Source organism: Acinetobacter sp. A2, from assembly GCF_048537555.1.
Taxonomy (GTDB): domain Bacteria; phylum Pseudomonadota; class Gammaproteobacteria; order Pseudomonadales; family Moraxellaceae; genus Acinetobacter.
This window is the reverse complement of sequence record NZ_CP183239.1, coordinates 2,142,801-2,157,550: the sequence shown is the minus strand read 5'-3', so window position 1 is coordinate 2,157,550 and position 14,750 is coordinate 2,142,801. Positions and strand designations below refer to the sequence as shown.

Annotated in this window: 11 protein-coding genes, 2 tRNA genes and 1 pseudogene; 8 read left to right on the top strand and 6 right to left on the bottom strand. The window is 41.2% G+C overall.

What is annotated here, in order from left to right; genetic code table 11:
- Positions 1-16 precede the first annotated feature (16 nt).
- Positions 17-1,800: pseudogene (locus ACNS8M_RS10245) on the top strand (alkaline phosphatase D family protein).
- A gap of 75 nt (positions 1,801-1,875) precedes the next feature.
- Here ACNS8M_RS10245 and ACNS8M_RS10240 read toward each other — a convergent pair.
- From ACNS8M_RS10240 to ACNS8M_RS10230, 3 genes are all read right to left on the bottom strand, one after another.
- Positions 1,876-2,607 (bottom strand): hypothetical protein, encoded by a 732-nt coding sequence (locus ACNS8M_RS10240; RefSeq protein WP_168542554.1) that lies wholly within the window; start codon positions 2,605-2,607, stop codon positions 1,876-1,878.
- A 118-nt stretch (positions 2,608-2,725) separates the two neighbouring features.
- Positions 2,726-2,811, bottom strand: a tRNA-Leu gene (locus ACNS8M_RS10235).
- A gap of 15 nt (positions 2,812-2,826) precedes the next feature.
- Positions 2,827-2,900: transfer RNA gene (locus ACNS8M_RS10230), tRNA-Cys, on the bottom strand.
- A gap of 153 nt (positions 2,901-3,053) precedes the next feature.
- Here ACNS8M_RS10230 and folD point away from each other — a divergent pair.
- Both folD and ACNS8M_RS10220 read left to right on the top strand, forming a co-directional pair.
- Complete coding sequence (gene folD / locus ACNS8M_RS10225; protein ID WP_168542552.1) at positions 3,054-3,902, top strand: bifunctional methylenetetrahydrofolate dehydrogenase/methenyltetrahydrofolate cyclohydrolase FolD; 849 nt, start codon at positions 3,054-3,056, stop codon at positions 3,900-3,902.
- Between the two features lie 65 nt (positions 3,903-3,967).
- Positions 3,968-4,636, top strand: coding sequence for a class I SAM-dependent methyltransferase (locus ACNS8M_RS10220; protein WP_168418838.1), 669 nt, complete (start codon positions 3,968-3,970; stop codon positions 4,634-4,636).
- A 41-nt stretch (positions 4,637-4,677) separates the two neighbouring features.
- Here ACNS8M_RS10220 and ACNS8M_RS10215 read toward each other — a convergent pair whose 3' ends face one another.
- The gene (locus ACNS8M_RS10215; protein WP_168461429.1) at positions 4,678-5,112 is read right to left on the bottom strand and encodes a hypothetical protein; all 435 of its coding nucleotides are present in this window, start codon (positions 5,110-5,112) and stop codon (positions 4,678-4,680) included.
- Between the two features lie 183 nt (positions 5,113-5,295).
- Positions 5,296-7,125, bottom strand: coding sequence for a phosphoenolpyruvate carboxykinase (GTP) (locus ACNS8M_RS10210; protein WP_168418836.1), 1,830 nt, complete (start codon positions 7,123-7,125; stop codon positions 5,296-5,298).
- 406 nt (positions 7,126-7,531) lie between these two features.
- Here ACNS8M_RS10210 and ACNS8M_RS10205 point away from each other — a divergent pair, with 406 nt between their 5' ends.
- The 5 genes from ACNS8M_RS10205 (at position 7,532) to ACNS8M_RS10185 (ending at position 12,758) form a co-directional block, all read left to right on the top strand.
- Positions 7,532-8,479: a diacylglycerol kinase family protein gene (locus ACNS8M_RS10205; protein ID WP_168542550.1), complete on the top strand. Its 948-nt coding sequence runs from the start codon at positions 7,532-7,534 to the stop codon at positions 8,477-8,479.
- Entirely contained in the window at positions 8,460-9,233 is a 774-nt protein-coding gene (locus tag ACNS8M_RS10200) for a metallophosphoesterase family protein (RefSeq protein ID WP_168525047.1), read from the top strand. The genes ACNS8M_RS10205 and ACNS8M_RS10200 overlap by 20 nt, the downstream gene beginning before the upstream one ends.
- 185 nt (positions 9,234-9,418) lie before the next feature.
- The gene (locus tag ACNS8M_RS10195; RefSeq protein WP_004972131.1) at positions 9,419-9,709 is read left to right on the top strand and encodes a co-chaperone GroES; all 291 of its coding nucleotides are present in this window, start codon (positions 9,419-9,421) and stop codon (positions 9,707-9,709) included.
- A 60-nt stretch (positions 9,710-9,769) separates the two neighbouring features.
- Complete coding sequence (gene groL, locus ACNS8M_RS10190) at positions 9,770-11,404, top strand: chaperonin GroEL (RefSeq protein WP_168418833.1); 1,635 nt, start codon at positions 9,770-9,772, stop codon at positions 11,402-11,404.
- A gap of 202 nt (positions 11,405-11,606) precedes the next feature.
- Positions 11,607-12,758, top strand: a complete 1,152-nt coding sequence (locus ACNS8M_RS10185) for a LuxR C-terminal-related transcriptional regulator (protein ID WP_160232561.1) — start codon at positions 11,607-11,609, stop codon at positions 12,756-12,758.
- Positions 12,759-12,796: 38 nt separating this feature from the next.
- Here ACNS8M_RS10185 and ACNS8M_RS10180 read toward each other — a convergent pair whose 3' ends face one another.
- Positions 12,797-14,698 (bottom strand): hypothetical protein, encoded by a 1,902-nt coding sequence (locus ACNS8M_RS10180; RefSeq protein WP_374855413.1) that lies wholly within the window; start codon positions 14,696-14,698, stop codon positions 12,797-12,799.
- Positions 14,699-14,750: the final 52 nt, after the last annotated feature.

The following is a 14,750-nucleotide window of genomic DNA, read 5'->3' as shown; positions in this document are numbered from 1 at the left end:
AATAAAAGGCAAATTTATGAAAATTAAACTTACACGCCGTGAACTGCTACAAAAAAGTTTGGCGAGTTTAGGGGCATTGTCGTTGCCTGTGGCACTCACCGCATGTGGAGATGACAATGAAAATAATATTGAAAATGGCAAGGAAAACTCACTCAAAGTAGAGTTTTTACATGGTGTTGCTAGTGGTGATCCATTACATGACCGTGTCATTTTGTGGACACGAGTAACACCAAATGACACTACAGCACACCTTGAAATTGTATGGGAAATTTCAGCAGATCAAGAATTTAAACAACTTATTGGTACTGGAAAAGTTCAGACCACTGCAGCGCAAGATTTTACCGTAAAGGTTGATGCAGACCGTTTGCAGGCTGGGGCAAATTATTATTACCGTTTCCGTTTTGGCAAGACAATTTCACCTGTGGGGCAAACCAAAACATTGGCTTTACGCAGCGATCAGGTGAAATTTGCGATTTGTTCATGCTCGAATTACCCTGCAGGCTATTTTCATGTTTACAAAGAAATGGCACAGGAAAATAATCTGGATGCGATTATTCACTTGGGGGATTATATCTATGAATATGGGGAAGGTGAGTATGCAACTGAAGATGCTGAAGCGTTAGGTCGCGGTTTTGCTGCTGACAATAATAAAGAAATCATTCAACTAGATGACTATCGTAAGCGCTATGCCTTGTATCGCACTGATTTAGATTTACAGGCTGCACATCAACGCCATCCGTTTATTGTGATTTGGGATGACCATGAGCTTAGTAATGATGCATGGCAAGAAGGTGCGGCAAACCATCAAGAGAGTGAAGGGAGCTTCATAGAGCGCCAGATTGCAGCCTTGAAAGCCTATTTTGAATGGATGCCGATTCGTCCAGTTGCAGAAAATGATCACTTAAATATTTATCGTCAATTTGATTTTGGTGGTTTGGTCAATTTGATGATGCTGGATACTCGTATTTTGGCACGCCATAAGCAATTAGATTATGCAGATTATATGACGGCAACAGGTATGGATGCTGCCCGATTTATGGCAGATTTAAGCAGCAATAGCCGTAGTTTATTGGGCGTAAAACAACTGCAATGGTTACAAGCACAATTGATGCAGTCCACTGCCAAATGGAATGTGTTGGGCCAACAAGTATTGATGTCTAAGATGTTTATTCCACAAGAGCTGTTATTGCTTTTAGAACAAGTGACCAGTGGCAATGCTACTGTAGAAACGCTTGCACAGATTAAACAAAAATTGCTGATTTACTCACACTGAAAATGCGTTTAAAAGCTGGTGATCCTACGCTATCAGCAATGGATAAAGCACGTTTGAGTACAGTTGCACCCTATAACTTAGATGCCTGGGATGGTTATGCCTACGAGCGCGAAGTTGTGTATGGTACCTTGCAACAGTTAGGCAAAAAAGCGGTAGTGTTGGCGGGTGATACGCATAATGCTTGGGCATCCAGTTTACATCCACAAAATAGCAATCATGTGGTTGGGGTAGAGCTTGCGACCAGTTCCGTATCATCGCCAGGAATTGAGTATTACTTAAATGTGACTGCAGCAGAAATGGTAGAGTTGGAATATGCATTTAAAGAACTGATTGATGAGCTGAATTATTGCAATTTAAATCAGCGTGGTTATTTAACTGTGGCTTTTGATCATACTCAGGTGGTGGCTGACTGGAAGTTTGTGAATACCGTGAAAGCAAGCGAATATAAACTTGATGAAATACGTGCTCATCAAATGACTTATGATGTTCAATTGAATCCAATCATCGATGTTGCAAAATCGGCCTAAATTTATAAGTTCTAAAAAAACCGAGCGCAAGTTGCTCGGTTTTTTTATAGATAAGTTGGATGAAAGAGGTGATTTTTAATCCAGTTTATCTTGAATATAACTGTCTAAATCAATGTATTTAATACTTTTACATAAGGCTTGCTCGGCCTGCATAATCTGTTGATGTAACTCAAGTGCTTGCTGATATTGCTGAGTGAGTTGTGTAAAGCGGGGGCTATTTTTATTGGTGAAATATAAACGGAATTGAATTTTAGCAGCCTGACGATACGACCAGTAAGCAGCACGACGAATCTGAGTTAAACAATATTTTTGTTCCAGACTGGCGTGGTCACGAAACATATTTTCTTTATACAAGCGCACAAAGCCAAAACTGATGCAAAAAAAGAAAAGAGCTCCTTGCAGAATTGTACTTTGAAAATAGGCAAAATTTAGCGCTTGTAAAATAATCAAGACTGCAATTTTGAGTGGGGCGTGTTGCTGAAACTGATACCACGATGCAGAGCTATGTTTGATCTGATACAACACATAAGGCAATAGCAGCATAAAGCCGAGCATAATAGCTAAAATAGACAAGGCTTTGGCTTGAAAAGCATCATACTGTGCTGTGGTGTTTTGAATCCCCAAAGCTAAACTGATCGAAATAGGAATAAAAATCATACAGGCCAAGAGCCATGGAATAAACTCTTTCCATTCATCCAGCATGCCTTTGCTTTGTATAAAACCGTAAAACAAAATATTTTGTTTAAAGGTAGCAGGGTATTGTTGCTGTAATTGCTGCACATAAAGCAGTGCTTGTTGGGGCTTCATAGGCAGGTCATACAGAGAAATGAATATGAATATGGATAGGAGAGGGCTAAATCGCAGGCATAAAAAAACCAGCTAAATGCTGGGTTCTTTACTTGCACCATTTTAATGTGTTTTAAAATGGTGCCCGAGGCCAGACTCGAACTGGCACGCTTTGTGGGCGGGGGATTTTAAATCCCCTGTGTCTACCGATTTCACCACTCGGGCATAGTTTTACAAGATTGGAGGCGGAGGTCGGAATCGAACCGGCGTCCACGGAGTTGCAGTCCGCTGCATGACCACTCTGCCACCCCGCCACGTCTTGTTGATGCGTATATTAGCAAGCTCTGAAAAAAAAACAATACTATTAAATGAGCAGATGCACATTAATTCGGCATATAGAATAAAATAGTCTAAATAATCATGTATTATTTGCAAAATTGATTCATATCAACATTTGGAGATGTGCCGTGGCATTAATTTTAGACGGTCGTGCATTGGCAAAACAAATTGAAGCTGATCTGTTAACACGTGTAGAAGCGTTAAAAGCAAAATCAGGTCGTACCCCAATTCTAGCGACTATTTTGGTCGGTGATGACGGTGCATCTGCAACTTATGTGCGCATGAAAGGCAATGCTTGCCGCCGTGTGGGCATGGATTCTTTAAAGGTGGAATTGCCTACAGAAACCACCACAGAACAACTTTTGGCAGAAATTGAAAAATTGAATGCGAATCCGGATGTGCACGGTATTTTGTTGCAACATCCAGTTCCTGCGCAAATTGATGAGCGTGCTTGCTTTGATGCAATTTCGCTTGAAAAAGATGTAGACGGTGTGACTTGCCTTGGTTATGGGCGCATGGCGATGGGTGAGGTTGCTTATGGTTCTGCAACGCCAGCAGGCATTATGACCATTTTAAAAGAAAACAACATTGAAATTGCAGGCAAACATGCTGTTGTTGTAGGTCGTTCAGCAATTTTAGGTAAACCAATGGCTGCGATGCTGCTTGAAGCCAATGCAACGGTAACAACTTGCCATTCACGTACACAAAACTTGGCAGACTTTGTAAAACAGGCCGACATTATTGTGGGTGCTGTTGGTAAAGCAGAATTGATTCAAAAAGACTGGATTAAGCCGGGTGCGGTAGTGGTTGATGCCGGTTTCCATCCACGTGATGGTGGCGGTGTGGGTGATATTCAACTACAAGGGATTGAAGAAATCGCTTCTGCATATACGCCTGTACCGGGTGGTGTTGGCCCAATGACAATTACGACATTAATTCGTCAAACGGTTGAAGCTGCTGAGAAAGCTTTAGGTTAAGTCTATTCTCCCTCTCCTTTAAGAAGGAGAGGGGACTTTTTTTAAATTAAAACGAATAAAAACCAATGAGCTGTACCTTTCAATTTCTTCAAGCGCCTGAGCATCTTATACACGCTTTGCATGATGTGATACCAAATTGTGAATTGCAGGCTCAGCAGTTGCCAGAAACCGCTATTTCACTGTGGCTTATTCCGCCTGTATTTCCTACCGATAAGCTTGATGATGAAGTGATTCGTCGTATTTGGAATGATACGCCGTACTGGATTTTCTGTTGGGCTTCTGGACTCGCTATGGCGCAATGGTTGCTGGCAGAGCCGCAGCATGTCAAAGATAAGGTGGTTTTGGACTTTGGCTCAGGTTCTGGTGTGGTGGCTATTGCGGCTAAAATGGCAGGTGCAAAACGAGTGATTTGCTGTGATATTGACCCAGTGAGTCTGGCGGCTTGTCGTGCCAACGCAGAATTAAATGATGTCGCGCTTGAGTATTTAGATGACCTGTATCAAGCCGAGCAAGTGGATGTATTGTTGGCAGCAGATGTGTTGTATGACCAATGCAATCGTTTCTTTTTAGATGAATTTTTAAAGTTTGCACCCGAAGTGTGGGTGGCAGACAGTCGTGTGAAAAATTTTAGCCATCCACAATATATAAAAATAGATGAACGCAGTGCGACCACATGGCCTGATTTAGATGAAGCCAAAGAGTTTCGTAATGTGAGTTTTTATAAGACGCGATAAATCATCACGTCTTATATTTTAGATATTGTCGTTATATAAAATTAAGAACAGCTATAACGCACAATACGCAATGTGCTCGGGCGTGCATCTAGGGCTTGACGGGTGGCATAGTTTTCGCTGCTGTGTAATTCAGGTGTGTTCGACAAGCCAATAGAGGTGCGGCTTTGACCAAGTTGACGGCCATACGGGTCTTGTTGATGCGCAGCAGGATTGGCAATTTCATTAATACTTAATACACGCAATTGATAGGTTTTATGTGCACCTAGCTCTTTCTGGCAAGCACGTTGTAATTTGTTTTCATCACGTTGTTGATTCTGACGGCCTGCAAGGGTGTAAGCTAAAATAGCAGTATTTGCTGTTTTACTTTCAACTTTATATCCAACAAAGCTATTTTCACTTTGTTCAGGCAGGCTTTGACAAGCAGATAAACCTAAGCCAAATACCGTCATACCCAAAATAATCATTGTTGTGTTCATGGCTTTATTCATGATCATGTCCCATGTTTTGATTGTCATTTCATTCTTGTTTTAAGTATGCCATAGCTACCACCACAAAGCATGCTAAAGACTGTTTTTAAGATTTCTGCGAGTTAGGTTTTTAAATTTATGCGCAATAAAAAAGGTCACCGAAGTGACCTTTTTTTAGCAGTTAGCGTTGAATTACGCAGATTTAACTGCTTCAAGTAACGCTTCTTGACGTGCTTTCAATGCAGCAGGTAAACGCTCACCAAGTTTGTTGAATAACTCAGTGTGGCTTTCCAACTCTTTGATCCACTGTTCTTTGTCTTGCGCTGTAACAGTTTCAAATTGTTCTTTAGTGAAATCTAAACCAGTCCAGTTCAATTGTTCATAAGTCGGAACGCGACCAATTGGTGTTTCAACTGCATCTGCACGACCTTCGCAACGATCAATGATCCACTCAAGAACACGCATGTTTTGACCAAAACCAGGCCATACGAAGTTGCCTTCTGCGTCACGGCGGAACCAGTTTACGTTGTAGATGCCTGGTAATTTGTTGCCAGCAGCTTTTGCTTTCTCGCCAACTTTCTCACCCATTTCTAACCAGTGAGAGAAGTAGTCTGCCATGTTGTAACCAGCAAACGGAAGCATAGCAAATGGGTCACGGCGTACAATACCTTGTTGACCAACTGCAGCAGCAGTCGTTTCAGAGCCCATTGTTGCTGCTTTATAAACGCCATCTACCCAGTCAAATGCTTCTGAAATTAGAGGCACTGTGTCTGCACGACGACCACCGAAGATGAATGCAGAAATTGGAACACCTGCTGGATTTTCCCAGTCAGCATCAATAGAAGGGCATTGACCAGCTGCAACCGTGAAGCGCGCATTAGGATGAGCTGCTTTTTCTTCACCAGTGTGTGGTTGGTTTTTCCAGTTTGTTAAGTTTGCAGGAACTTCTTTGGTTAGACCTTCCCACCATACTTCACCGTTATCAGTTACAGCAACGTTGGTATAAATTACGTCTTTGTGTAAGGTTGCCATACAGTTCGGGTTAGTCTTGGTATTTGTACCAGGTGCAACACCGAAGAAACCAGCTTCTGGGTTAATTGCATATAAGCGACCATCTTCACCTGGTTTGATCCAAGCAATATCGTCACCTACAGTTTCAATTTTCCAGCCTTCGTAACCTGCTGGTGGAATCAACATAGCGAAGTTGGTTTTACCACATGCAGAAGGGAATGCTGCTGCGATATAGTGTTTTTCACCTTTAGGGTTTGTCACGCCTAAAATCAGCATGTGCTCTGCTAACCAGCCTTGTTCACGGCCCATTGCAGATGCGATACGAAGCGCTAAGCATTTTTTACCCAATAATGCATTACCGCCGTAACCAGAACCATACGACCAGATTTCACGAGTTTCTGGATAATGTACAATGTATTTTTCTTTGTTACATGGCCAAGCAACGTCTTTTTCGCCTTCAGCCAATGGAGCAGCAACAGTGTGTACGCAAGGTACAAATTCACCGTCTGTGCCAAGTACGTCATAAACAGCTTTACCCATACGAGCCATTTTAGACATGCTAACTGCAACATAAGGAGAGTCAGTTAATTCAATACCGATGTGCGCAATGTGGCTACCCAATGGGCCCATAGAGAATGGAACCACATACATGGTACGACCAGCCATTGAGCCGTCGAATAAACCGTTTAATTTAGCGCGCATTTCAGCTGGCGCTTCCCAGTTGTTGGTCGCACCAGCATCTTCTTTGTTTTCAGAGCAGATGAAAGTACGGTCTTCAACACGAGCAACGTCAGAAGGATCAGAGTTTGCAAGGTACGAACCAGGGTGTTTTTCTTGGTTTAATGCTTGCATGGTGCCGTTAGCGATCATCAAGTCAATAAGACGTTGATATTCTTCAGCGCTACCGTCACACCATTCAATTTTTGCTGGTTTCGTTAACTTTGCAATTTCTTCAACCCATGCAATAAGCTTAGGGTGACGAACGAATTCTGGTGCGTTCACTTGGGTCATGGTGAGGCCTATCTTAAATGTGTACAAATGATGTACAAAGTACAATCTGAACAATGGGATACATCGTTCAGATGAAATATGAAAAAAAAGTGGCTGTATTAAAGCACAAAATCATAAAAAAAATAAGACTTAGGCATGATTTGGCTTTCTGATAAAAAAGTTTGGATAAATTAATAATACTGTATATTAAACATATACTTACATTTTTTGGTTGCTGCATTTTTTATTATTTAAATATTTGATGGACATTATTTATTTAAATTATTTTTATATAATTCAATGTGTTGAGTTGGGATTTTTTGATCGGTTTGTCATTGATTTAATGAATGGTCATCATTTGAATTTTACATAAAGCTGCTTTTCATTCCGTATCAATTGACTGAAATTAGAACAAAAGCTTTAAAAAATGACACAGAGGTTTATGCAGCTACAGCCCTTATCGATTGTTTATAATCAAAAATCTGGATTTCATGCTAATCATAAAGACGATATTTATGAAGAGTTGTTGCACGTTTTATCGCAGCATGGCTTCGAAATTCAATCTTTTGATATTGGGGCGAGTACGGGCTTTGATGCGTTAATGCAACAGGTGTTGGCACGTCATCAACATCCTGATTTAGCGGGTGTGGTGGTGGCAGCGGGTGGAGATGGTACTTTAAATGCGGTTGCTGCAAAGTTAAAAGGGACATCTATCCCTATGGGGATTTTGCCTTTGGGCACGTTTAATTATGTGGCACGCTTACTGAATATTCCGTTAGATTTAATTGAAGCAGCACATGTGATCGCAACTGGCAGTACGCGTGCAGTGCATGTGGCGCAAATCAATCAACACATCTATTTAAATAATGCCAGTTTGGGTTTATACCCTTTATTTATTCAAAAACGTGAGCGTTATAACCGTTATTTAGGACGCTTTCCTTTACATGCCTACACCTCGGCTTTAGATGTACTGCTGCGTGACCGTAAAGAATTAAAATTAGAAATAGAGGTCGATACAAAGCGCTATCCGCTGAAAACGCCGCTCATTTTCTTTGGGAATAATCAATTGCAACTGTCTGAAATGAATTTACGTATTGCCAAAGCTGCTGCAGCAGGCAAAGTCGCAGGTGTTGCCGTGGCAAAGTCTGATAAATTGACTTTGTTTAAAATTCTGTGGCAATTAATTCAGGGGAAGGCTGAGCAAGCCAATGATATGTACAGTTTTGCAGCAGAGCAGGTGGTCATTCATAGTAAACGCCCACAACTGACCGTGGCGCTTGATGGAGAAATTGTCAAAATGCGTCCGCCGCTACGTATATCTGTATTGAAAAATGCATTAAAGATTAAGGTGCCGCATGCTGCTGCATCTGTCTGATTTGCACTTTGGCACTGAAAATGTGGCTTGTATGCAGGCAGTACAACAACTGTGTGCAAGTATGCGACCAGAAGCGGTCGTGGTCAGTGGTGATTTAACCCAACGTGCACGCTACGCACAGTTTTATGCCTGTAAGCATTTTTTAGACAGTTTGAATTTACCGTATTTGGTTGTGCCAGGTAATCACGATATTCCGCTATATCACCTTTGGAATCGTTTTTTTAGTCCGTTTGCACGGTATCAGTTGTTTTTTGGCCGTATGGAAACAATTTTGGAAACTGCCCATTTTTATGTGATAGGGGTGAACAGTATTCGGCGACGTTTTCATACCCGTGGGCATATTTCTTTGCATCAAATTCAGGAGATCGACGCCTTATTGCAAGCTGCGCCCAGCAATAAGTTAAAAATTTTGGTGGCACATCAGCCATTTTATACACCGCCCGATAATGTGCACGGTATTAAAGATTGTCCTGTGTTGGGACGTATTGCGTTGGAACAATGGAGCAAAAAAGGCTTGCATGCCTTGCTGCATGGCCATTTACACCAGCCTGCTGTATATGACCTCAATCAAATCTATGCACTTGGTGCAGCACATCCTGTGCTCGATATTCATGCAGGAACTGCAATTTCACAGCGTTTGCACCAAGGTATGCCGAATAGCTTAAATATAGTCTGCAATAATGGTGATGTGCAGCATTACATCTTTGATGTAGAACAAAAACAATTCGTGTTGTGGCCGCAAAACACAGAATAAAAGGTTGATCCACTCAACTTGTCTAAAAAAACAACAAAAACTGAAATATTTTTAGCGTTTCCCCTTGAAGCGAATTTTTCCATCCCCACAACTGTGTCATCTAAAATTTATTTTGATGATGACACATGGAATAAATAAGTCGTCATCAGGAATCTATACATAGACTTAGTCTGATGGAGTTATTTATGAGCAACATTCGTCCATTACATGACCGCGTAGTTATTCGTCGTGTTGAAGAAGAAACAAAAACAGCTGGCGGTATTTTGCTTCCAGGTTCTGCTGCAGAAAAACCAGCTCAAGGTGAAGTGATTGCAGTAGGTAATGGTCAAATCACAGACAATGGCGTGCGCGCTTTAGACGTTAAAGTGGGCGACAAAGTCTTGTTTGGTACGTATGCAGGCACCACAGTTAAAGTAGACGGTGAAGAACTTCTTATTATGAAAGAGTCTGACATTTTAGCGGTACTTGAAGGCTAATTTCAGCACTCGTTATTCAAAGTCAATTTGAACATTATTTAAAGATATTTGGAGTCAAACATGTCAGCTAAAGACGTAAAATTTGGTGATTCAGCCCGCACAAAAATGATTGCAGGCGTAAACATCCTTGCAGATGCAGTAAAAGTAACTTTAGGCCCTAAAGGTCGTAACGTAGTGATCGACCGTTCTTTTGGCGCACCGCACATCACTAAAGATGGTGTATCTGTTGCTAAAGAAATCACCCTAAAAGATAAATTTGAAAACATGGGTGCACAGTTGGTTCGTGAAGTGTCAAGTAAAACCAACGACATCGCAGGTGACGGTACAACAACTGCAACTGTACTTGCACAAGCCATTTTAAATGAAGGCATCAAATCTGTAACTGCGGGCATGAACCCAATGGATTTGAAACGTGGTATCGACATTGCTGTAAAAGCAGTGGTTGAAAACATTAAAGCGACGGCTAAACCTGCATCAGATACTAAAGCGATTGAACAAGTTGGTTCGATTTCTGCTAACTCTGATACGACTGTAGGTAAGTTAATTGCAGAAGCAATGGAGCGTGTGGGCAAAGAAGGCGTGATTACCGTTGAAGAAGGTTCAGGCTTTGAAGACTCACTAGACGTTGTAGAAGGTATGCAGTTTGATCGTGGTTATATCTCACCATACTTTGCAAACAAACAAGATACTTTAACTGCTGAACTTGAAAACCCATTCATTTTGTTGGTAGACAAAAAAGTGGGCAACATTCGTGAATTAATCACAGTTTTAGAAGCAGTTGCGAAAACAGGTAAGCCATTATTGATTATCGCTGAAGATGTAGAAGGCGAAGCGTTAGCAACACTTGTTGTAAACAACATGCGCGGCATTATTAAAGTATGTGCGGTGAAAGCACCTGGTTTTGGTGACCGTCGTAAAGCAATGCTTCAAGATATCGCAATCTTGACAGGTGCAACTGTGATTTCTGAAGAAATTGGTATGTCTTTGGAGCAAACTTCACTAGAGCACTTGGGTACTGCACACAAAGTAACAGTATCTAAAGAAAACACCGTGATTGTGGATGGTGCAGGTAATGCAGGTCAAATTGCTGAGCGTGTACAACAAATCCGTGCGCAAATTGAAGAATCAACTTCAGAATACGACAAAGAAAAACTTCAGGAACGTGTTGCTAAGTTAGCGGGCGGTGTTGCAGTGATCAAAATTGGTGCGGCAACTGAAGTTGAAATGAAAGAGAAAAAAGACCGTGTAGATGACGCACTTCACGCAACTCGTGCTGCGGTTGAAGAAGGTGTTGTTGCAGGTGGTGGTGTTGCGTTAGTACGCGCAGCGAAAGCACTTGACGGTGTAACTGGTGCAAATGACGATCAAAATGTCGGAATTAACATTTTACGTCGTGCAATTGAAGCGCCTCTTCGTCAAATTGTGGCAAACGCAGGCGATGAGCCATCTGTAGTGATCAATGCAGTGAAGAGCGGTGAAGGTAACTACGGTTATAACGCTGCAACTTCTGAATATGGCGATATGCTTGAAATGGGTATTCTTGACCCAGCGAAAGTAACCCGTTCTGCACTTGAGCATGCTGCATCTGTTGCGGGCTTAATGCTCACAACTGAGTGCATGATCACTGAAATCCCAGAAGAAAAACCAGCAATGCCTGACATGGGCGGCATGGGTGGTATGGGCGGCATGATGTAATACATCTGCTGGTCATTCGATCATAAAAATCCCCGCAATTGCGGGGATTTTTTTATATGCAGGTCAATAAAAAACACAATGCAGTAAAACTAAACTTAATGCATAAAAAAGTAAGAAATAGATAAATGGTTCAAAAATAATTAAATGTATGATGAGCTTTTGTATTAAATTGGTAGGGCTTAATGATTAAGCTGGGGGAGAGATGAAAGAACAAGAACACCAGATCATTGGGTTAATTTATGATGCCGCGATGGATACGCGTTTATGGCCGCAAGTAATTGAAGCCATTGTGCACTACACCAACAGTAAAACCGCGATTTTTACCGCTTTGGACCAATTGAGTCCAAGTTATGACTTTGTGCATACTTATAATATTCCGCAAGCCTGTATTGATGCCTATCAGGACGAACGGATTAAAGTCATTGATATGAAACTGCATGCGCCGTTATGGCAGCAAATCGGGGTGGGGGATACTATTGAACAAAACTTGCAGTCCTATGGCCAGATGCCAGGCACAGATGAATATATCTTTTATGAGCGCTGTCTGGAACCAACCGGGATTTGTCATATCGCAGCTGTTTTACTTGATCAGGGGCAACATCGTTGGGCGGTCTTGGGTATTCACCGGGCGCCCGATGCTCAGCCTTATAGTCCGGAAGAGCATGAATTTCTTAAGCGGATCGGTAAGCATTTACGCCGGGCTTTGCAAATTCACCGGCAAATCAACTTGATTCAACAAGATAATTTAAGCTTGTATACCGTATTGGATAGTTTAAAAACCGGGATTGTACTGCTCGATCAAAACCTGTGTTTAAGTTATTCCAATCCTGTTGCGCAAAAGATGCTTGATCAGAGTTCATGTCTGGATCTCGATATACATAACCGTCTAAAAACCAATTATGCTCAGCAGGTACGTTTTGATCAGCTTCTGGAAAGTGCTTTGCTGGAAGATACGACCATTCAGACTGAAGTAGGTGGAGTCTTGGCGTTGAGTGATGGGGCAGGCTCACAATTCATGCTGACGGTGGTGCCATTTAAAAAATTAAGAAATATGCAACATTTACAGTCTGCTCAGCATCAGATTGCCTTATTTATGACAGATAAAAACCAGCATTATTCCCTGTCAAGAGCTTACCTACAACAGTGTTACCAGCTTTCCAAACGAGAGTTTGATTTATGCGAGTTGTTAATTAATGGTTATAAAATAGAAGATATTGCAGAACAGTGTGGCATTACGTTGAGTTCGGTACGGACGTATTTTAAAAATATTTATGAAAAAACCCAATGTTGTTCGCAAATCGAACTGATGCATTTATTGATGGGCTGTACCATTCATTTTGAGCATATTAAATAAAATGCCCCAATCTTATGATTGGAGCATTTTAATTTGGTTTAGTTTAGTCGAGAGAGTGTAAAAGTACCTTCGCCACTTACAGTAAATGTTAGTGTATTGGTACCAATAGTGCCTGATAAACCTAAATGTGCATTGGTATCAGAGAGGCCTGCACAACCATTTGTATCGATAGCGATAGCATTAACAAATAATTTACCATTTTGAAGCTGGTAGGTACCATATTCGATACCTGGTCCACCACAAGGTGTTTCCCCAGCTTCAACTTGATCATCTCCTACAGCATCAATTAGGGTATAGGTATTATCCGTTTTGAAAACAAATAATTGTTTACCTGAGCTTGAACTCCACGCACCTATAATTCCTGAGTTATGACGAGGAAATTTAGTAAAAGTTGCACTTTCATTTGGATTTTGGGCTTCTGAAATTTTTAATTCAGTGCCATTCAATGATATTTTCATATCACGTGTAACACCGAAATCCGTTAAACCCCAATCTTCATTCGTATCGATTGACGCTTGAGCTCGTAAAGTTCCCGACTTGGCATCAATAGATAATTCACCGTATTCCATGCCATTGGCGCTATCTGATGGTGCACTGAAAATCGGTTCACCAAGCATATATTTTCCGTCTTTGGTGATTTGCAGTACAACTTCTGACTCTTCATTCTTCGCATACCAAACACCTGCGATATCTTTTAAGAATGTTTGGTTGACGTCTTCTACCTCTGTGTCTTTTCCATTTAGTCTAGAGAGGGTAAATGAGCCTTCATCGCTTACCGTGAACGTTAGTGAGTTAGTTGCAATTGTGACTGGTAAGCCTAAGTGTGCATCATTATCGGATAGACCGGCACAACCGTTTGTATCGATGATAGGGGGAGTATTCACCAATAATTTACCATTTTGGAGCTGATAATTACCATATTCGATTCCTGGTCCACCACAAGGTGTTTCCCCAACTTCGACCTGATCATCGCCTACAGCATCGACCATGATATATGTATTATCTGTATTGAAAACAAATAATTGCTTACCTGAGCTTGAACTCCATGCACCTACAATTCCAGAATTATGGTGAGGAACTTTGGTAAAAGTTGCACTTTCATTCAGGTTTTGGGCTTCTGAAATTTTTAACTGTGTACCATCAAATGATATTTTCATATCACGTTTTTTTCCAAAATCATTTAAGCCCCAATCTTCATTTGTATCAATTGAAGATTGCGCCCATAACTCTCCAGCAACAGCATTCACCGATAACTCACCGTACTCCATGCCATTCGCACTATCAGATGGTGAGCTAACAATAGGTTCGCCAATCAGGTATTTCCCGTCTGAGGTTACTTGAAGTACGATTTCTGATTCAGCATTTTTTGCGTACCAAACCCCAACGATATCTTTGAGGAGTGTTTGGTTAAAGTTAGCTTGTGCTTCTGTTGCGCTAACTACGACTTTATCTTTAAAAATTTCTATTTTTTGTAGAACAGGTTGAAAGCTTGTAATAAATTCTGTTGTTGGTTTAGAGAAGTCAATTGAGTCTGCATCGAGTTCACTCACTGAGTCAGGGATTTGAATACCATCGTCATGATCACCCTCAGAATCTAAAGATTGTAAAAAAATAAGTAAATTTGTTCGTGTTGTTACATCATCGGCTAACTCCACAGGGGTAATACGATCAGCACCAGTTACTGTGCCAATTTCAATATTTCCGATAGAGAAAGTGATTTCATCACCCTCTTGATATTCAAACTCCCCTTGAGCATTTGTACGTTTAGAGACACCATTAATTGTATAAGTTGCACCACTCACAGGCCCATCGGTCAGTACGCCAGTTTTTGTGGTGTTTGATGGTGATGGATTTGGACTGCTACTAGAATCATTGTCTGAACCACCACATGCACTGAGTAAGCCTGCTAAAGTTAAGCATAATAAGGTTTTTTTCATCATGAATTCCTTGTCATCCAAATTGTTATGTCAGAAGTATAGAAATAAGATGAAT

Coding starts and splice junctions, on each gene's coding strand:
- ACNS8M_RS10185 (WP_160232561.1), top strand. CDS start 11,607: ATGAAAGAACAAGAACACCAGATCATTGGGTTAATTTATGATGCCGCG.
- ACNS8M_RS10240 (WP_168542554.1), bottom strand. CDS start 2,607: ATGAAGCCCCAACAAGCACTGCTTTATGTGCAGCAATTACAGCAACAA.
- groL (WP_168418833.1), top strand. CDS start 9,770: ATGTCAGCTAAAGACGTAAAATTTGGTGATTCAGCCCGCACAAAAATG.
- ACNS8M_RS10180 (WP_374855413.1), bottom strand. CDS start 14,698: ATGATGAAAAAAACCTTATTATGCTTAACTTTAGCAGGCTTACTCAGT.
- ACNS8M_RS10195 (WP_004972131.1), top strand. CDS start 9,419: ATGAGCAACATTCGTCCATTACATGACCGCGTAGTTATTCGTCGTGTT.
- ACNS8M_RS10220 (WP_168418838.1), top strand. CDS start 3,968: ATGAGCTGTACCTTTCAATTTCTTCAAGCGCCTGAGCATCTTATACAC.
- ACNS8M_RS10205 (WP_168542550.1), top strand. CDS start 7,532: ATGACACAGAGGTTTATGCAGCTACAGCCCTTATCGATTGTTTATAAT.
- ACNS8M_RS10215 (WP_168461429.1), bottom strand. CDS start 5,112: ATGAACACAACAATGATTATTTTGGGTATGACGGTATTTGGCTTAGGT.
- ACNS8M_RS10200 (WP_168525047.1), top strand. CDS start 8,460: ATGCTGCTGCATCTGTCTGATTTGCACTTTGGCACTGAAAATGTGGCT.
- ACNS8M_RS10210 (WP_168418836.1), bottom strand. CDS start 7,125: ATGACCCAAGTGAACGCACCAGAATTCGTTCGTCACCCTAAGCTTATT.